Source organism: Burkholderia sp. BCC0419 (genome assembly GCF_902830285.1).
GTDB lineage: Bacteria > Pseudomonadota > Gammaproteobacteria > Burkholderiales > Burkholderiaceae > Burkholderia.
In genome coordinates, this window is sequence record NZ_CADESR010000002.1 from 260,251 (window position 1) to 276,634 (window position 16,384).

Consider the following 16,384-nt stretch of genomic DNA (forward strand, 5'->3'; position numbering starts at 1 on the left):
GGGCGCGTGGCGCCGGACGGTGCGCAGTATCGTGCGCGGCGCGCGCCGGATAAACGGATGAAGCGGCATAAGAACTTGTACTGCGCAGTCACGAATCGCTGCCTGCATCGGCGACGTGCAAGCCGGTTTCGCGGAGTAGGGCGAAGGAGCGGAAGTGCAGCGACGACGCGCGGCCCGAATGCCTGTTCAGGCGATCCGGGCCGGCAATGCGGAGGGGAAGGGCGAGCGCTCGCGCGTGTCGCGCGGCGTGCGCGCTTGCGCGTCGACGCGACTCAATGACCGCGATAGATCGAGTCGCGGCCGTTGACCGTCGTCGCGCGGCCGGATTCGCTGGTGGTGCGGGCTTCGCTGCCGTAACCGGTTTTGTCGGTGACCGGTGCGGCGTTCGGTGCTGCCTGCGCAACGGCGTTTTCGCGCACGCGCTGTTCGGCGGCGAGGATCGCGGCCGGATACTGGTTGTGGTCCATCGCCGGGGTGTAGCCGACCGCCGCGAGGCCGGCCATCTCGGCCTTCACTTCGGCGCGGGTCAGCGGGTGGTCGGCCGGTTGCGCGAACGACAGCGCCGGTGCGGAAAGGAGCAGTGCGGCAACGGTGGAAGAAACGAGCGTTTTCATCATGGGTACCTGTCTGGTCGAGTGAGCCGCAACCGACATCGACCACGTCGATGTCGTTGCGAGTGCACCCAATATAGGTATCGCGGCGCCCGGGAAAAACGGCTGCGGGACCAAATCATTTTTGATCCTGAGTCACGAATCGGACGGGAATTCGGTCGACAGCGTTGCCGGCCGGGCGTTTCACCCGGAGCGGGCGCCGGGGCCGGCGATCGAAACAGGCCGCCAATCGGCCCATCAGACCTCCCGGGACTCAAGTATGTCGAATTCCGTCTTGGACAGACTTAACCTGCCTCCCTAGACTGAACTCGCTTTCCATCCCTCCCTGGAGAAAATCATGAGCCTCAAAGACAAGCTGCCCGGCAACAAGATCCTCGGTTTCGGTACCGCCCCGCTCGGCAACATGTTCCGCAACATCCCCGACGCGGAAGCCGCGGCCACCGTCGAAGCCGCCTGGCAACACGGCATCCGCTATTTCGACTCGGCCCCGTTCTACGGCGCCGGCCTGGCGGAAATCCGCCTCGGCGACGCGCTGGCGAACCATCCGCGCGACGAATACGTGCTGAGCACGAAGGTCGGCCGCGTGATCCTCGACGAAATCGAAGACGTGTCGGCGCGTGATCTCGGCGAAAAGGGCGGCCTGTTCGAACACGGCCGGCCGAACCGCATCGTCAACGACTACTCGGCCGACGCAACGCTGCGCTCGATCGAGGACAGCCTGAAGCGCCTGCGTACCGACCGCCTCGATATCGTGTGGGTGCACGACATCGCGCAGGACTTCTACGGCGACGAATGGCTCGCGCAATTCGAAGTGGCGCGCAAGGGCGCGTTCCGCGTGCTCGGCAAGCTGCGCGAAGAAGGTGTGATCAACGCATGGGGCCTCGGCGTGAACCGCGTCGAACCGATCGAACTGGTGCTCGACCTCGCCGAGCCGCAACCGGACGGCATGCTGCTGGCCGGCCGCTACACGCTGCTCGACCATGAGCGCGCGCTGCAACGCGTGATGCCGGCGGCGGCCGCGCAGAACGTCGGGATCGTCGTTGGCGGCCCGTACAGCTCGGGCGTGCTCGCGGGGGGGACGCACTTCGAATACCAGAAGGCTTCGCCGGAAATCCTCGCGAAGGTCGATCGCATCAAGGCGATCGCCGCGCGCTACGACGTGCCGATCAAGGCCGCCGCGCTGCAGTTCTCGATGTCGCATCCGGCCACCGTCGCGGTGATTCCGGGCGCGAGCCGTCCGGAGCGGATCGCGGAAGATCAGGCGGCGCTGAACGTGGCGATTCCGGCCGACTTCTGGCGCGAGATGCGCGAACAAGGTCTGATTGCGGCCAATGCGCCGCTGCCGACCGATCGTCGGTCCTGAAGGGTGACGACATGGCGCAGGCCCATGCAGGTATCCAGCTCGCGGCTTCGGCCGACACGGTCTGGCAACTGATCGGCGGCTTCGGGTCGCTGCCCGACTGGCTGTCGTACATTCCGGCCAGCGCGCTGAGCGAAGGCGGGCGCGTGCGGCGTCTCGCGAATCCGGCGGGCGACGCGATCGTCGAGCGGCTGGTCGCGTTCGACGAAGCGGAACGCAGCTATACGTACGCGATCCTCGCGGCGCCGTTCCCGGTCGTGAACTATCGCTCCACGCTGCGCGTGCGCGAACATGGCCCGAACGCGTCGACGGTCGAATGGTCGGGCACGTTCACGCCGCACGGCGTGACCGCCGAGGAAGCCGTCCGGCTGTTCCGCGGCATCTACGCAGACGGCCTCGCGGAACTGGCGAAGCGCTTCGCGGCGGCCTGACGGCGGCACGCTGCATCGTGTGAGCAGGCGCCTGGCGATATCGGGCGCCGTCAGCGCTTTCGCCGCGGATTCCGGCCCGCAGCGAAAAGCGCGCTGACGCTTCCGTGTGGTCCGTCGATCAAGATCGCGTGCTGTGTGAAGAAGATCAGGGCTGCGAAGTGCTGGTGCGCGGCCGGTGCGCGCGTGACCGATGCGTGAGGTATCGCGATGCGATGGCGCGCCGCGCTTTCATGAATTCATTTTCCGACGGTCGCGACGATGTCCTCGCCGGTCAGGATCTCGCGGAAGATGCCGACCAGCGGCCGCAGGTTGACCTTGTGCCACGCGGCCCACAGCGGCGTGCGGTAGCTGAACCACGGCAGCTCGCGCAGCACGACGCCTTCCGGCACCTGCTGTCGCAGGCTCTGCTGGATCATCGTCACGCCGAGCCCGGCGGCGACGAGGCCGAGCGCGGCGAGCGGCTCGGTCGCTTCCACCGAAATGTCCGGCGAAAAGCCGGCCTTCGCGCAGGCCGCGACGAACGCGCCGTGACGCGGCGCGCTGTCCTGCTGCGTGACGCCGATCCACGCCTGCGCGGCGAGATCGTCGGCGACGAGGGTCTTTTTCTTCGCGAGCGGATGCCCGTCGGGCATCGCGAGCAGCATCGGATCGTCCAGCACCTTCGTCGAATCGAGCTCGGGATCGTCCGGCGCCGGCGGCTCGGTGACGAGCGCGATGTCGAGGCTGCGCTCGCGCAAGCCTTCGAGCTGCGCGGCCGATTGATAGTTATACAAAGCGATATGAACGGACGGGCGCTCGGCGCGCAGTGTTTTCAGCGCGCGCGGCAGCACGCCCGAGTGCGTGGCCGTTTCGAGGTAGCCGATGCAGAGGCCGCCTTCGTCGCCGCGACCGAGCCGGCGCGCGAGCGATTCGAGCCGGTTCGCGTGGCGCAGGAACGCGTGCGTTTCGCTGAGGAACGTGCGCCCGTCGCGCGTCAGGCGAATGCGCTGCTGGCTGCGTTCGAACAGCGTGAGGCCGAGCTTTTCCTCGAGCTGCGCGATCTGGCGGCTGAGCGGCGATTGCGAAATATGCAGGCGCTCGGCGGCACGACCGACGTGTTCCTCTTCCGCGACCGCGATGAAGTACTGAAGCTGGCGGATGTCGAGCATGTCAGACCTTATCGGACTCAAGATTGATGGATTATGTCCTGAAAGGACTTGTCCATGCAACCCGGGCCGGCTTGACTTTCCTGCCCGTGCGCCGTCAATTCCCGTACATGTCGAAGTCGAAGTATTTCGACTGGATCGTGTTGTAGGTGCCGTCGCCGCGAATCTGCGCGATGGCGCGGTTCAGCGCGTCGCGCAGGTCGGTGTCTGCCTTGCGCACGCCCGCCGCATCGCCGTTGCCCATGATCTTCGCGTCGTACACCACGCCGCCCGCGAACGAGAAGCCCTTGCCGCGCGGTATCGCCAGGAACCCGAGCTGGCCTTGCACGGCATCCATCAGCACGCCGTCGACGCGCCCGGTGACGAGATCCGCATATGCCTGGTCGTAGCTCGGATACGGCACGACCTCGACCTTCGCGGCCGCCCACTTTTCACGCACGTTGCCGTTTCGGCCGGGGTTCCGGCTCAGGCGAGCGCGCTGTCCGTTGCGCGTGTGGCGGATGCGCCGGACGCGGACGATGTGGTTGCGCCCGCATCCTTCGCGCCCGCCAGCCGCCGATAACGCGCGAGCGCCCACAGCGGGAAGTACGCGGTATAGCCGTGATACTTCAGGTAGAAAATCCGCGGGAAGCCCGGCGCATTGTGCGAGCGGTGCCACCAGAAGCCGTCTTCCTGCTGCACCGACTGCAGATACGCGATGCCGCGCTTCACCGAATCGGCTTCGCAGTCACCGAACGCCATCTGCGCGAGCAGCGCCCACGCGGTGCAGTTCGACGTGCTCTCGCCGCCATTCGTGCCGGCCAGCTTCGGGTCGATGTAGCTGTCGTTCGTCTCGCCCCAGCCGCCGTCCGCATGCTGCCGGGCGCGCAGCCAGTCGAGCGCGCGTGCGATATAGGGCTGCGACTGGTCCTCGCCGGCGAGCGCGAGGCCGGCCAGCACGCTCCACGTGCCGTACAGGTAGTTCGTGCCCCAGCGGCCCCACCAGCTGCCGTCGGGCTGCTGCGTGCGCTTCACGTACTCGATGCAGCGCGCGAGCGACGCGCGGTCTTCCGCGCGCTTCGTCACGCCGAAGCACAGCAGCACGCGGCCCGACACGTCCTCGGTCGGCGGATCGAGCAGCGCGCCGTGATCGGCGAACGGAATAGCGTTCAGGTACATGCGGTCGCAGTCCGCATCGAACGCCGCGAAGCCGCCGTTGCGCGATTGCAGTCCGCGCATCCAGTCGAGCGCGCGGGCGACGCGCGACGCATACGGGTGCGTGCCATCCGCATGGCGATGCGTGCGGCCGCGGCGATCGAGCATCGCGGTCACGAGCGCGCTGTCGTCGATGTCCGGGTAGTACGGGTTCGCGTACTGGAACGCCCATCCGCCCGGTTCGACGTCGGCCGGGACGTTCTCGATCCAGTCGCCGCGCAGGTCGTTCACCTGCCGCTCGGCCAGCCAGTCGTACGCGCGGGCGATGCGGGCATCGAGCTCGCGCAGCGCGCCGGCCGGCTCGCCGGTTTCCGGCGCCGCGACACCGCGCGCCTGCTCGAGCGCCATCGTGCTCCACGCGGTGTCCCATACCGGCGACAGGCACGGCTGGCAATACACGCTGCCGTCCGGCCGCGTGACCAGCAGCTTTTCCAGCGCGTTTTCGCAATCGCGCCGCAGCGGATGGTCGTCCGGGTAGCCGAGCACCTGCATCATCTGGTAGCTGTACACGATCGGCGGGAAGATGCCGCCGAGCCCGTCCTCGCCGTTCATCCGTTCCGCGCACCACGCCTCCGCATGCCGGATCGCGCGCTGCCGCAGGCGCTTCGGCAGCAGCGGCTCGAGATGGCGGACCGTGCGGTCGAGCGCGAGGAACAGCCGGCGCATGCCGCGTGCGGGAGGGAAGTACTGGCGTTCTTGTTCCGGCGGCGTGACGAACAGCTCGTGGATCGAGACGTTGCGCGGATTGCGCGCACGCGCCTTCAGCGAGCACAGCACCAGCAGCGGCACCATCGTCGTGCGCGCCCAGTACGCGACCTTGTACATCGAGATCGGCACCCACTTCGGGAACAGCACGAATTCGATCGGCATGAACGGCGCCGCGCGCCACGGCACCTGGCCGAACGTCGCGAGCAGGATGCGCGTGAACACGTTCGAGCGTGCCGCGCCGCCGAGCTTCAGGATCGCGTCGCGCGCGCGGATCATGTGCGGCGCCTGTTCGCTGTCGCCGGCCGCCTTCAGCGCGAAATACGCCTTCACGCTGCACGACACGTCCGGCGCGCCGTCGACGTACAGCGCCCATGCGCCGTGCGTGTCGAGCCGCTGGTTCGCGCGCAGGTAGCGCGCCATCTTCTCCTGGCGCACGTCGTCGATCCTGTCCATGAAATGCATCATGAGGATGTATTCCGCGGTGATCGTCGCGTCGGATTCGAGTTCGAAACACCAGCTGCCGTCGGGCTGCTGAAGACGCACGAGTGCGTCGCGTCCACGGGCGATGGCAGTGTCGAGCGCGGACCAGGGAGAGGGGGCCGATTTGTTCATGCGGCGGATCATACCATCCAGCCGGAATGTTTATCTCGAGACGCGCGAGTGCTACCATCCGCCCCATGAAAAAACGCCTCGAACCCGCGCCGCGCGACGTGTCCGCGCCCGTCGAACCGGCTGGAACGGCCGGTGCACGGGCGCCTGAAGGATCATCGGCGCCGGCCGCCGCCGTAGCCGGCGTGCGGCGAAAAAAAGCGCCGGACCAGGTGCGCGCGCAATTGCTGGCGGCCGCGTCGGAGATCGCGACGCATCACGGCGTGGCCGCGTTGACGCTCGATGCGGTGGCCGAGCGCGCCGGCGTGACGAAAGGCGCGCTGCAATATCACTTCGCGAACAAGCAGGGGCTGCTGGATGCGCTGTTCGGGCAGGCGACCGAGCGGTTCGGCGCGCAGATGGCTGCGCGGATGGCGGCGGATGCCGACGGCGACGGCGCGGCGGCGCGCGCGTATCTGCATGCGGTGCTCGATGCGGCCAATCCGGCCGCGAGTACCGATGTGCTGCGCGTGCTGGTCGCGTCGATGATCACCGAGACGGACACGCGCGCGCGATGGTCGGTGCCGATGCGCGAATGGACGCGGCCCGACCCGGTGCCGCTCGAGCAGGCCGCGACGCTGATGATCTGCCGGCTCGCGGCCGACGGGTTGTGGATTTCGGAACTGCTCGACAGCGTCGAGGTATCGGCCGAACTGCGCGCCGAGATCGTTCGGCAGCTCGATGCGATGAGCAAGGGCGTGTTTCCGAAGTGATGCGCGACGCAGGGGCGATGTCGTCGGGGGTGGGATCCTGTCGACACGCCGGCGTGACCGCTCATGCTTGCCGCGTGTTGCGTTGATACCCGCTCCTGAGCGCGTCGACTACGAGTTCCACGGCCCGCGACGATTTGCGCCGGCTCGGGTAATAGACGTGGTGCCCGACGAACGTCGGAAACCAGTCCTCCAGCACCCAGCCGAGCCGGCCGGCGTCAACGTGATGCGCGACCAGGTCATTCGGCACATAGGCGAGCCCGAAGCCGGCAAGCGCGGCATCGACCATCTGATAGACGTTGTTGAACGTCAACTGCCCTTCGACGCGGACCTGCAACTCGCGTCGCCCCTTGCTCAACTCCCACGATAGCAGCGCGTTTCTGGTCGGCAGCCGAAGGTTGATGCAGTTGTGTTGCGTCAGGTCCTGAGGCGTCTTCGCCGCGGGGCGGGACGCAAGATAATCGGGAGAACCAATGATCGACATCGTCATGTCCGGCGCGATACGCTGCGCGATCATGTCCTTGGCGACCTGGTCGCCGAGCCGCACGCCGATGTCGTAGCGGCCGGCGACGAGGTCGGTCAGACCATAGTCGTTCACCAGCTCGACCTTGAGCGCCGGATACCGACGCAGCAGCGGTTGCAGCCGCGGCCACACGTACTCGTTTGCCGCATAGTCGGTCGCGGTGATCCGGACGTTGCCGGCCGGCTGGTCCGTCATCGCGCGCAGCGATTCCAGCTCCGCCTCGATTTCCTGAAAGCGCGGGGCGATCGATTCCAGCAGCCGCTCGCCGGCCTCGGTCGGCGATACGCTGCGCGTCGTGCGCGTCAGCAGCGGAATGCCCATGCGCGCTTCCAGCGCGCGCACCGTCCGGCTCAACGCCGATTGAGACACGCCAAGCTGCGCGGCCGCCCGCGTGAAATTGCGCTCGCGCGCGACGGCCATGAACGCCACCAGATCGTTGAAGTCTTCCATTGATTCATGCACCACAGCATAGGCCCATGCCGATTTTGCCATCTAGTCGCATGAATCGCGAGTCATTAAAGTGGGATGGCTGGCCGCTGGAACGATCCATGCGGCACCCTTTTCGGTAGAGGACGACATCATGGAACTGAAGCGCGTGGGCTCCCAGCCCTCGATCAAGGGCCCCGACGAATGGTTCACCGGCACGGTCCGGATCGACCCGCTGAACGCGCCGCCGCCGCCGGCACGCGTATCGTGCGCCAGCGTCACGTTCGAGCCGGGCGCCCGCACCGCATGGCACACGCACCCGCTCGGCCAGACCCTGCTCGTGACCGCCGGCTGCGGCTGGACGCAATGCGACGGCGAGCCGCGCGTCGAGATCCGCGCGGGCGACGTGATCTGGTGCCCGCCGGGCCACAAGCACTGGCACGGTGCGACGTCGACCACCGCGATGACGCATATCGCGATTCAGGAAGCGCTCGATGGGCGCAACGTCAACTGGCTCGAACACGTCACCGATGCGCAGTACGGCTCGCGCTGACGATCGCACGCATCGCCCGTGGCGGCTCGCTGCCGCGACGGGCCTGGCACTGCTTGCCGCCGCGTGCACCACCATGCAAAGGACCGACACCATGCAGGAATCCTTATCCACCCACGATTTGAAAGCGGTTGCGCCGGCCTTCGAGCGATACACGACGCACACCGTGTTCGACGGCCTGTGGAAGCGGCCGCATCTGTCGCCGCGCGATCGCAGCATCGTGACGCTGTCGGTATTGATCGCCCGCGGCCAGACCGTCGAGATGCCGCTTCATGTCCGCCTCGCGCTGGATCACGGCGTGAAGCCCGCGGAAATATCGGAAATGATCGCGCACCTGGCCTTTTACTCGGGATGGGGCAACGCGAGCGCCGCATCGATCGTCGTCAAGCGCGTCTATGACGAACGCGGCATCGGGCCCGATCAGCTCGCGCCTGCGGACGTCACGCCGCTGCCGCTGAACGAGGCGGCCGAGGCGCAGCGCGCACGGACGGTCGCGGAGAACTTCGGCGCCGTCGCGCCGGGCGTGGTCGAGTACACGACCGATGCGCTGTTTCGCGACTTGTGGCTGCGCCCGGGGCTTGCGCCGCGCGACCGCAGCCTGGTGACGGTGAGTGCGCTCGTCGCCAACGGCCAGGTGGCGCAGATCCCGTATCACCTGAACCGTGCGATGGACAACGGGCTCACGCAGGACGAAGCGTCCGAGACGTTGACGCAACTGGCGTTTTACGCGGGATGGCCGAACGTCTTTTCGGCGATGCCCGTGTTCAAGGACGTATTTTCACGGCGCGCGACGTGATGCGCGCGCACGCGGTCGTCGTCGAATGTCGGAGGAGGATGCCATGCCCCACATCATCGTCAAAGCCTGGCCCGGGAAAACCGAGGAACAGAAGCAACGTCTGGCGGACGCGATCACGCGCGACGTGATGGAGATACTCGGTTATGGTGAGGAGTCCGTTTCAGTCGGCTTCGAGGAAATTCCATCGGATAGATGGAAGGAAGAAGTCTATCGTCCGGATATCGACGCGTGTGCCGGAACGCTGTACAAGAAACCGGGCTACCGGATGTAAGCGTGCATCGCAGGCGCGCGCGCTTTGACACGGGCGGCTTCGCAACCACCCGTGCCGAAGCGACGACGAAGCGTCGCCGTGCCTATTGCGACGCGGCGCGCGTGAACGGCCGGGGCAGCCTGCCCGCTTCCTGACGCGCGATCATCCAGCCGGGATAGCAGGGCGGCAACGCGCTCACGGCGTCGAGACGCGCCAGTTCTTCGTCGGTCAGGACGACATCGACGGCGCCGAGATTGTCGTCGAGCTGGTCGATCCGCTTGGCGCCGATGATGACGCTCGTGACTGCCGGCCTGGCGAGCAACCACGCGAGCGCGATCCGCGCGACCGAGACGTCATGCGCGTCGGCGATCGCGCGCATCTCCACCACACACGGCCAGGCCCGATCCAGGTCGACCGGCGGAAAATCGAAATGACCGCGCCGCGCACCCGCTTCGGTCGACGCACCGGGGCCGAACTTGCCCGACAGCAATCCGCCGGCGAGCGGCGACCACACGAGCAGCCCCATCTGCTCGTCGACGGCGAGCGGAACCAGCTCGCGCTCCACGTCGCGCCCGGCGATCGAATAGTAGGCCTGGAGCGTCTCGAAGCGCGTGGCGTGAAGCGCGGCACTCAGGCCGAGCGCTTTGCCGATCTTGCCCGCGCGCCAGTTCGACACGCCGACATAACGGATCAGCCCCTGCCGCGTGAGATCGTCGAGCGCACGCAACGTCTCCTCGATCGGCGTGACGGGGTCGCTCGCGTGAATCTGGTACAGGTCGATATGGTCGACCTGGAGCCGTTCCAGGCTTCGCTGCACCGAATCCATGATGTGACCGCGCGACGCGCCCTGGTCGTTGGGGCCCGCGCCCATCACGCCGGCCGTCTTCGTCGCCAGCACGATCTCGTGGCGCGGGACGCCGATGTCCCGCAGCGCCTGCCCGACCACGCGTTCGGCCTGGCCGAACGAATAAATATCGGCGGTGTCGATGAAGTTGATGCCTGCGTCGAGTGCGCGGGCAATCAAACGGTTCGCGTCGTCCTGGCCGACCGCGCCGATCGCCGCCCACATGCCGGCATCCGCATTGCCGCCCATCGTCATCGTGCCGAGGCACAACTCGGATACATACAGGCCGGTGCGGCCCAATTGCTTGTATTTCATTGACGCGCCCTTCAGAATCGGCCGGACACAATGCGGGGCGCTGGCCGGTGGCGCCCCGCACGTCGGAATGTCATTCGCCGCGTGACTTGCCGGCCCGCAACTGCCCGGCAATCGTCGCGACGCGTGCGCCGTAGCGGCGGGCCGTTTCGAGATCGCCCGGCGACATCTCTTCGGGCGACGCATCGGCCGGCGTCTGCGCCATCGGCGCGATGTAGGCGCCCATGCGGTTCAGGTCGTCGCGTGTCGACGCTTTCAGGTTGGCCGGCTTGATGTCCATGCTGACCCAGATGCCGCCGTGCTGGCCGGCCAGCAGGAAGAAGTATTCGAGCGTATTGAGCTTGTCGCCGTTGATGCTCGCGCTGTTGGTGAAGCCGCCGAAGATCTTGTTCTGCCATCCGCTTTCGAACCAGACCTTCGACGACGCATCCGCGAACTTCTTGAACTGCCAGCTCGGGCCGCCCATGTAGGTCGGCGAGCCGAACAGGATCGCGTCGGCATCGGCCAGCGTGTGCCACGCGTCGTCGGCGAGGTTGCCGTCGGCATCGATCGCGACGAGTACGGCGCCGGCGCCGTCCGCGACAGCGGCGGCCATGCGTTGCGTATGGCCGTAGCCGGAGTGGTAGACCACGACCGTTTTTACCGGCGGGTTGTGTTGAATCATGGTGGTTTCCTTTCGTTCGGGTTGTCGTTCAGACGACGTGGGAACTCACTCTACCGAGCCGCAATCGGGTTATAAACGACGACAGATTGAACGTTCTGTTACTTTCCGGATGAACAATGCAGAACCTTGACGCGCTTTTGATTTTTGCCCGTGTCGCCGAAATGGCGAGCTTCACGCGTGCCGCCGAAAGCCTGGGTATTCAGAAAGGACGGGTGTCCATGGTCATCCGCGCACTCGAGCGGGACATGGGTGTCGCCCTCCTGCATCGGACCACGCGGCGCGTGCAGCTCACCGAGGACGGGCGCGCGTTCTATGCGCGTGCAACCGACCTGCTCGCCGAAGTGCAGGAATTGCAGTCGATGTTCTCGGGGCGCGGCACATCGCTGCGCGGCAGGTTGCGCGTGGACATGCCCACGGAACTGGCGCGCAGTGTCGTGGTGCCGGCGCTGCCGCAACTGATGGCCGCGCATCCGGACCTGGAGCTGGAACTTTCCAGTACCGACCGGCGTGTCGATCTCGTTCGGGAAGGGTTCGATTGCGTGATCCGGCTGGGTCCGATCACCGACGAGACGCTGATTGCCCGGCCGCTTGGCAAGCTGCGCATGACGAATGCGGCGAGCCCCGACTATCTGGAGCGGCATGGCGTGCCGCATACGCTCGGCGATCTGCACAGCCAGGGGCACAAGATGATCCACTACACGCTGACGCTCGGCGCGCGGCATCCAGGATGGGAATACCCGGACGGCGACGGCTATGCGTGGCTGCCGTTACCCAGCGCGATGCAGGTCAACAGCGTCCAGACTTATCATGCGGCCGGGCTGGCGGGCATCGGGCTGATCCAGGCCGGCTATTCGGCGCTCGCGCATCACATCGAAAGCGGCGCGCTCGTGGAGGTGTTGCCGGACTTGCGGCCCGAGCCGCTCGCCGCGTCGCTCGTCGTCGCGCATCGGCGCAATCTTTCGCCGCGCGTGCGGGCTTTCATGGACTGGATCGGGGGCGTGTTGAAGCCTTACCTGGATTAGCGGGTTAGCGGGGCGGTGGAGCGGTTCGACGTGCCGGCGGATGCGATCTCTTTGCGTCACGCAAACTTGCCGAAATCCACGGTTTCCTGGATGAATCTTCCGGTCGCCAGCAGTGCCCGCTCGATGTCCGCGACGATGGCCCGGTTGTTGACTGGCGCGGTGACACACCATCCCCAGATGTCGTCGTCGATTTCATAGTGACCGCGAGCATACGTCCAATAGCTGAAATAGCGGTCCTGCGACATGGCGACCTGCGGGTCGTCGAGGCCGTCCGGATGCGTGAGCCGGACGGCATGCAGCGCATCCCGCAGGATCGCGGCGAGATCCGGAAAGTCGGCTGCGCGATGGTCGTCGAGTACCTCGACCAGCAGATCGCTACCGTGATACACCGGCCGAACCCGGAATCGAATCAGGCTCGTCATCGCTCGTCTTTCCGTTGCGAAAGCGCGGGGTGATCCAGCCCGTCGGCGGTCGATTCCCGAACGAACGCCGAAATGGCTTCCACCACACCGTTCGCCAAAGGAAGATCCGGGTTCGAATACGCGGCCAGGTTTTCGTCGAGCGCGCCAGTGTGAACGGTCTTGAGCACGTGATTGGCGTTCGCGACAACCGTCAGCCGGGCGCGTGGACTGGCGTCCTTCAATCGTTGCGCGTCCTGCACGCCAATCTGAATATCCCGCGCGCCCTGCACGATCAGCACCGGCTTCGTATAGCCGGCCAGGAGGGCCGCCGGATCGATGGCCAGTTCGCTCATCAGGAACCGCTGAACCTGCGGCCTGAACAACGGCATCAGCGCGGGATCGATGCCGGCCGCATCGACCGTCTTCCCGGCTTCGAGCGATTCGAGTATCGACATCGCGTTGCCGAGAACGGCGGCATTCGCGGGGTTCGACTGCAGTTGCTGCGCCAATACCTGTCCGAGCGGACGTCCCGGCGTGGACACGAGGATCAAACCGCAGATGTCGGCGGTTTGCCGCGCCGCCGACAACGCGACCGATCCTCCCTCGCTATGCCCCAGCACCCATATGCGGCGCGCACCGGTTCGCGTCCGGATGGCCGTCACCCACGCGCGGACGTCTGCCGCGTAGTCGTCGATCGTGACGTCGTCCGCATCCGCGATCGCCGATGCGCTACCGTACAGGCCGCGCTTGTCGATGCGAACCGACGCGATACCGTGATCGAGCAATCCTTCGGCAAGCAAACGATAGGTCGATGCCTGGATGCCGTAGGGATTGTTGCCGTTGCGGTCGGTCGGACCCGATCCCGGCACGATCAGCACCACCGGAACATCGTCCGCAGCTGGAGACAACAGCGTGCCTTTCAGCGGGCCGGCCGGCCCGGGTGCTTCGATATCTGTCTGCATCATCTGTGAAGGGCCTTCCGAATCCGTGTGGCGATGAACATCAGGCACGGCATCAACGCGCCGAGTCCCGCGCCTCGTCAAGCAACCACTCCGCAAACGCTCGCACCGGCGCCGCGCTCAATTCGATCGGCTCGGGAAGCACGAGGCAAAAGTTTTTCGTAATCGCTTTGCCATCGGGCCAGGGCGCGACCAGCCGCCCTTGTTCAAGCTCGGCCCCGATGTAAAGGCGCGGCACCAGTGCGACACCCAGGCCGGCCAGCGCGGCCTCGATCAGCATCGAATGGAGATCGTATCGCGGGCCGACCGCCGAATTGGTCAGCTCGATGCCGGTTTCCTGCGCATAGAGTTGCCACGCGTCCGGATTCTGTCGCCGGTGAAGGCGCGGCAGCGCATCCAGCGACGGAGTCGCGCCAGCGCGTTCGACGAGCGCCGGACTGCAGACGGGCACCAGCACCTCTTCCAGCAGCGGATGCAGATGCATGCCGACCCAGGCCGGATGCTCGAAATGAATGGCCGCGTCGAACCCGCTGCCGGCCAGGAGGAAGGGTTCCATCCGTTCGGCGATATGCACGGTGATGGTCGGGTGGCGATCCTGAAAGCGCTTCAGCCGCGGGATCAGCCAGCGGGTCGCGAAGGTCGGGCTCGCGGCGATGTCGATGCTCGCGCCTTCGACGGGCTGTCCCATCAGATACAGGCTGTCCCGTTCGAGCCGATCCAGAATCTCGCGCACCTGTATCGCGTAGCGCGTGCCGTTCGGGGCAAGCCGCACCCGGTTGCCGACGCGCTCGAACAGCGTCACGCCGAGGAACGCCTCCAGCCGGCCGATCTGGCGACTGACGGCGCCCTCGGTGCGCGCCAGCTCGTCGGCGGCGCGGGCGAAGCTGCCGTGTCGGGCCGCGGCCTCGAAGGCCAGCAGCGCGGAATTGCTCGGGATCTTGCGTCGCATCGGGGGCTCGCCGGTCGGGGTGCGCTCGACTGTCAGCTTGAATAAATATCACTGAAGGCTGACTTTAAGTCGATATCTACGCGGGAAACAGCAGATTAGCATTACGTCACTGCACTGAATATCCCGCATTCGAAGCGCTGGATGCTGATCCGTCACACAGGACAATCCCATGATCTATACCGTGGAATGCAGCTTCGCCGACGCTGCCAGCGAAGCCGAATGGAACGACTTCTACAGCGTTGAAAAGCTGCCGGCCCTCATCTCGGTCGCTGGCTTTCACACGTCGCAGCGCTTCAGGGCGATAAGCGACGGTTGCCCGGTGTATCTGGCCGTTCACACGATCGACGGTCTCGACGTGCTGACCGGCGATGAATATCGGCAGAAGGGCGGCGGCAATTTCGCGCGGTGGCAGCAGCACATCACCGACTGGCATCGCAACCTCTACAGCGATATCGGTCGTGCGCCGGCGGTCGATGCCGACGAACTGCTCGTGCTGAGTGCCAGCGGGCCCGACGCGTTGATCGAACTGGGCCTGAAGCCGCTGGCCATGCAGGCCGTGGCGCTGGAGCAGTTTCCAGCACGCCGCTGGCTCGCGGTCTTGCCACGGCGCGACGCGCCACTTGCCGGCAACATGCCGGCCGGCCTCGACCTGTACGCACCGATGACGGCGCAACTGACGAAGAAGGCCCGCGATGCCTAACGTGACTTTCCATATCGATGCGGACCGCATGCCGCCTGATGCGCGCCTCACCGAACTTTCCGGCGACTGCATCGAACTCTGTACGCATGTCCTTCACGCCGAAGTCCGGAACGTCCACGTCATTTACGTGGCGGTTCGGCACGGATGCGGGCATCCCGTTTTCGCGGACATCCGGTATCGCGCGGAATCGTCTCGCCCGCCCGCGGTCATGAACGCGTTCATGGAAGCGCTGGATCACGCCATCGTCCGTCGCACGGGGCTGACGGCGCGCATCCGTTGCTTCGGTCATGCCGTGCCGAACCTTCACGCCCGAAACTAGCCGCGCCGGAGAAGCATGATGTCCAACATTACGTTTCCCGGCCAGCGTGTCGGGGATTTCACGATCACCGCGATCAGCGACGGCTACCTCACGGCCAGCCTCGATTTCCTGTCGAATATCGACGTGTCCGACGCGGCCGGGATGCAGCTTGCGGCTGGGCAGGCGCCGTCCGCCGTGCATATCAACTGCTACGTGGTGCGCGCAGCGGGCCGCACGATTCTCATCGACGCCGGGGCCGGCGGCATCAGGCAATGGGGCGGCCGCCTGCAGGACAATTTGCGGCTCACCGGCATCGATCCGGCCGCGATCGACACCGTGCTGCTCACCCACGCCCATCCCGACCATGTCGGCGGGCTGGTGAATGCCGCCGGACACGTGGCGTTTCCGAATGCGGAGCTGGTCGCGCATCGACGCGAGGTCGAATTCTGGCAGGACGACGGCAATCTGAGCCGCGCCAGCGAGCGCGCGCGCGGCAATTTCCGGATCGCGCGTCAGGTATTCGACGCTTACAGCGACGCGCTTCGGACCTTCGATGAAGGCGAGGTGCTGCCCGGGATCGCAGCCATACCGCTACCGGGGCATACCGACGGACATACCGGATATGTGCTCGAATCCGGCGATCAGGGCCTGCTCGTGTGGGGCGATATCGTGCATTTTCCGCACATCCAGATCAAGCGGCCGGACGTCTCGATTGCGTTCGACCAAGACGCGTCGCAGGCGGCGACGACGCGTGCGCGGCTGCTCGACCGGGTCAGCTCGGAAGGGCTGCTGATCGCCGGCATGCATCTGGGGGAAGCAGGGTTCGCGCGAATCAGGCGAACGAACGGAGAGTACGGCCTGTTTTACGAGACCGACGCGTGAC

The 16,384-nt window shown here is 66.2% G+C and carries 19 protein-coding genes and 1 pseudogene; 10 read left to right on the top strand and 10 right to left on the bottom strand.

Annotation, left to right across the window (positions count from 1 at the left end):
• Positions 1–272: 272 nt before the first annotated feature.
• The gene (locus HWW87_RS14670; RefSeq protein WP_175820886.1) at positions 273–617 is read right to left on the bottom strand and encodes a DUF4148 domain-containing protein; all 345 of its coding nucleotides are present in this window, start codon (positions 615–617) and stop codon (positions 273–275) included.
• 331 nt (positions 618–948) lie between these two features.
• Between HWW87_RS14670 and HWW87_RS14675 the strand changes: the two genes are divergently transcribed.
• Together HWW87_RS14675 and HWW87_RS14680 are read left to right on the top strand one after the other, a co-directional pair.
• Positions 949–1,974, top strand: coding sequence for an aldo/keto reductase (locus HWW87_RS14675; RefSeq protein WP_175820887.1), 1,026 nt, complete (start codon positions 949–951; stop codon positions 1,972–1,974).
• 11 nt (positions 1,975–1,985) lie between these two features.
• Positions 1,986–2,402: an SRPBCC family protein gene (locus tag HWW87_RS14680; RefSeq protein WP_175820888.1), complete on the top strand. Its 417-nt coding sequence runs from the start codon at positions 1,986–1,988 to the stop codon at positions 2,400–2,402.
• A gap of 236 nt (positions 2,403–2,638) precedes the next feature.
• Here HWW87_RS14680 and HWW87_RS14685 read toward each other — a convergent pair whose 3' ends face one another.
• The 3 genes and pseudogenes from HWW87_RS14685 to shc form a co-directional block, all read right to left on the bottom strand.
• Positions 2,639–3,550 carry a LysR substrate-binding domain-containing protein gene (locus HWW87_RS14685; protein WP_174386279.1) on the bottom strand — a complete coding sequence of 304 codons (912 nt, stop codon included), beginning with the start codon at positions 3,548–3,550 and terminating at the stop codon, positions 2,639–2,641.
• A gap of 94 nt (positions 3,551–3,644) precedes the next feature.
• A pseudogene (locus HWW87_RS14690) lies at positions 3,645–3,983 on the bottom strand (transporter substrate-binding domain-containing protein); the annotation flags it as partial.
• 29 nt (positions 3,984–4,012) lie between these two features.
• Positions 4,013–6,073, bottom strand: a complete 2,061-nt coding sequence (gene shc / locus HWW87_RS14695) for a squalene--hopene cyclase (protein WP_175820889.1) — start codon at positions 6,071–6,073, stop codon at positions 4,013–4,015.
• Positions 6,074–6,126: 53 nt separating this feature from the next.
• On the opposite strand from shc, the gene HWW87_RS14700 reads away from it, so the two are divergent.
• Positions 6,127–6,810, top strand: a complete 684-nt coding sequence (locus HWW87_RS14700; protein WP_175820890.1) for a TetR/AcrR family transcriptional regulator — start codon at positions 6,127–6,129, stop codon at positions 6,808–6,810.
• 61 nt (positions 6,811–6,871) lie between these two features.
• On the opposite strand, the gene HWW87_RS14705 is transcribed toward HWW87_RS14700, so the two are convergent.
• Entirely contained in the window at positions 6,872–7,780 is a 909-nt protein-coding gene (locus HWW87_RS14705; protein ID WP_175820891.1) for a LysR family transcriptional regulator, read from the bottom strand.
• 130 nt (positions 7,781–7,910) lie between these two features.
• Here HWW87_RS14705 and HWW87_RS14710 point away from each other — a divergent pair, with 130 nt between their 5' ends.
• Genes HWW87_RS14710 through HWW87_RS14720 form a run of 3 tightly spaced genes read left to right on the top strand, consistent with a single transcriptional unit; the run spans position 7,911 to position 9,373 of the window.
• On the top strand, positions 7,911–8,309 hold the full coding sequence (locus tag HWW87_RS14710; RefSeq protein WP_175820892.1) for a cupin domain-containing protein: 399 nt from the start codon (positions 7,911–7,913) through the stop codon (positions 8,307–8,309).
• Positions 8,287–9,102, top strand: a complete 816-nt coding sequence (locus HWW87_RS14715) for a carboxymuconolactone decarboxylase family protein (RefSeq protein WP_175820893.1) — start codon at positions 8,287–8,289, stop codon at positions 9,100–9,102. Before HWW87_RS14710 ends, HWW87_RS14715 begins: the two co-directional genes overlap by 23 nt.
• A gap of 43 nt (positions 9,103–9,145) precedes the next feature.
• Positions 9,146–9,373, top strand: a complete 228-nt coding sequence (locus HWW87_RS14720) for a tautomerase family protein (protein WP_175820894.1) — start codon at positions 9,146–9,148, stop codon at positions 9,371–9,373.
• 82 nt (positions 9,374–9,455) lie between these two features.
• On the opposite strand, the gene HWW87_RS14725 is transcribed toward HWW87_RS14720, so the two are convergent.
• Together HWW87_RS14725 and HWW87_RS14730 are read right to left on the bottom strand one after the other, a co-directional pair.
• Complete coding sequence (locus tag HWW87_RS14725) at positions 9,456–10,511, bottom strand: aldo/keto reductase (RefSeq protein ID WP_175820895.1); 1,056 nt, start codon at positions 10,509–10,511, stop codon at positions 9,456–9,458.
• A gap of 70 nt (positions 10,512–10,581) precedes the next feature.
• A complete protein-coding gene (locus HWW87_RS14730) occupies positions 10,582–11,172 on the bottom strand; it encodes a flavodoxin family protein (protein WP_175820896.1) in 591 nt (196 codons plus the stop codon).
• A gap of 116 nt (positions 11,173–11,288) precedes the next feature.
• Here HWW87_RS14730 and HWW87_RS14735 point away from each other — a divergent pair, with 116 nt between their 5' ends.
• Positions 11,289–12,194 carry a LysR family transcriptional regulator gene (locus HWW87_RS14735; protein WP_175820897.1) on the top strand — a complete coding sequence of 302 codons (906 nt, stop codon included), beginning with the start codon at positions 11,289–11,291 and terminating at the stop codon, positions 12,192–12,194.
• 56 nt (positions 12,195–12,250) lie between these two features.
• Here HWW87_RS14735 and HWW87_RS14740 read toward each other — a convergent pair whose 3' ends face one another.
• Genes HWW87_RS14740 through HWW87_RS14750 form a run of 3 tightly spaced genes read right to left on the bottom strand, consistent with a single transcriptional unit; the run spans position 12,251 to position 14,503 of the window.
• Positions 12,251–12,616, bottom strand: a complete 366-nt coding sequence (locus tag HWW87_RS14740; RefSeq protein ID WP_175820898.1) for a hypothetical protein — start codon at positions 12,614–12,616, stop codon at positions 12,251–12,253.
• Positions 12,613–13,560, bottom strand: a complete 948-nt coding sequence (locus HWW87_RS14745; protein WP_175820899.1) for an alpha/beta fold hydrolase — start codon at positions 13,558–13,560, stop codon at positions 12,613–12,615. The genes HWW87_RS14740 and HWW87_RS14745 overlap by 4 nt, the downstream gene beginning before the upstream one ends.
• 49 nt (positions 13,561–13,609) lie before the next feature.
• Positions 13,610–14,503, bottom strand: a complete 894-nt coding sequence (locus HWW87_RS14750) for a LysR substrate-binding domain-containing protein (RefSeq protein ID WP_175820900.1) — start codon at positions 14,501–14,503, stop codon at positions 13,610–13,612.
• 169 nt (positions 14,504–14,672) lie between these two features.
• Between HWW87_RS14750 and HWW87_RS14755 the strand changes: the two genes are divergently transcribed.
• The 3 genes from HWW87_RS14755 to HWW87_RS14765 are packed head-to-tail and all read left to right on the top strand — an operon-like array spanning position 14,673 to position 16,383.
• Entirely contained in the window at positions 14,673–15,203 is a 531-nt protein-coding gene (locus HWW87_RS14755) for a sugar ABC transporter (RefSeq protein WP_175820901.1), read from the top strand.
• Entirely contained in the window at positions 15,196–15,522 is a 327-nt protein-coding gene (locus HWW87_RS14760) for a hypothetical protein (protein ID WP_175820902.1), read from the top strand. The genes HWW87_RS14755 and HWW87_RS14760 overlap by 8 nt, the downstream gene beginning before the upstream one ends.
• Positions 15,523–15,540: 18 nt before the next feature.
• A complete protein-coding gene (locus HWW87_RS14765) occupies positions 15,541–16,383 on the top strand; it encodes an MBL fold metallo-hydrolase (RefSeq protein ID WP_175820903.1) in 843 nt (280 codons plus the stop codon).
• Position 16,384 lies beyond the last annotated feature (1 nt).

Bases quoted from the DNA above. Each gene is read 5' to 3' on its own strand.
- HWW87_RS14670 (WP_175820886.1), bottom strand. From the start codon at position 617: ATGATGAAAACGCTCGTTTCTTCCACCGTTGCCGCACTGCTCCTTTCC.
- HWW87_RS14675 (WP_175820887.1), top strand. From the start codon at position 949: ATGAGCCTCAAAGACAAGCTGCCCGGCAACAAGATCCTCGGTTTCGGT.
- HWW87_RS14680 (WP_175820888.1), top strand. From the start codon at position 1,986: ATGGCGCAGGCCCATGCAGGTATCCAGCTCGCGGCTTCGGCCGACACG.
- HWW87_RS14685 (WP_174386279.1), bottom strand. From the start codon at position 3,550: ATGCTCGACATCCGCCAGCTTCAGTACTTCATCGCGGTCGCGGAAGAG.
- shc (WP_175820889.1), bottom strand. From the start codon at position 6,073: ATGATCCGCCGCATGAACAAATCGGCCCCCTCTCCCTGGTCCGCGCTC.
- HWW87_RS14700 (WP_175820890.1), top strand. From the start codon at position 6,127: ATGAAAAAACGCCTCGAACCCGCGCCGCGCGACGTGTCCGCGCCCGTC.
- HWW87_RS14705 (WP_175820891.1), bottom strand. From the start codon at position 7,780: ATGGAAGACTTCAACGATCTGGTGGCGTTCATGGCCGTCGCGCGCGAG.
- HWW87_RS14710 (WP_175820892.1), top strand. From the start codon at position 7,911: ATGGAACTGAAGCGCGTGGGCTCCCAGCCCTCGATCAAGGGCCCCGAC.
- HWW87_RS14715 (WP_175820893.1), top strand. From the start codon at position 8,287: ATGCGCAGTACGGCTCGCGCTGACGATCGCACGCATCGCCCGTGGCGG.
- HWW87_RS14720 (WP_175820894.1), top strand. From the start codon at position 9,146: ATGCCCCACATCATCGTCAAAGCCTGGCCCGGGAAAACCGAGGAACAG.
- HWW87_RS14725 (WP_175820895.1), bottom strand. From the start codon at position 10,511: ATGAAATACAAGCAATTGGGCCGCACCGGCCTGTATGTATCCGAGTTG.
- HWW87_RS14730 (WP_175820896.1), bottom strand. From the start codon at position 11,172: ATGATTCAACACAACCCGCCGGTAAAAACGGTCGTGGTCTACCACTCC.
- HWW87_RS14735 (WP_175820897.1), top strand. From the start codon at position 11,289: ATGCAGAACCTTGACGCGCTTTTGATTTTTGCCCGTGTCGCCGAAATG.
- HWW87_RS14740 (WP_175820898.1), bottom strand. From the start codon at position 12,616: ATGACGAGCCTGATTCGATTCCGGGTTCGGCCGGTGTATCACGGTAGC.
- HWW87_RS14745 (WP_175820899.1), bottom strand. From the start codon at position 13,560: ATGATGCAGACAGATATCGAAGCACCCGGGCCGGCCGGCCCGCTGAAA.
- HWW87_RS14750 (WP_175820900.1), bottom strand. From the start codon at position 14,503: ATGCGACGCAAGATCCCGAGCAATTCCGCGCTGCTGGCCTTCGAGGCC.
- HWW87_RS14755 (WP_175820901.1), top strand. From the start codon at position 14,673: ATGATCTATACCGTGGAATGCAGCTTCGCCGACGCTGCCAGCGAAGCC.
- HWW87_RS14760 (WP_175820902.1), top strand. From the start codon at position 15,196: ATGCCTAACGTGACTTTCCATATCGATGCGGACCGCATGCCGCCTGAT.
- HWW87_RS14765 (WP_175820903.1), top strand. From the start codon at position 15,541: ATGTCCAACATTACGTTTCCCGGCCAGCGTGTCGGGGATTTCACGATC.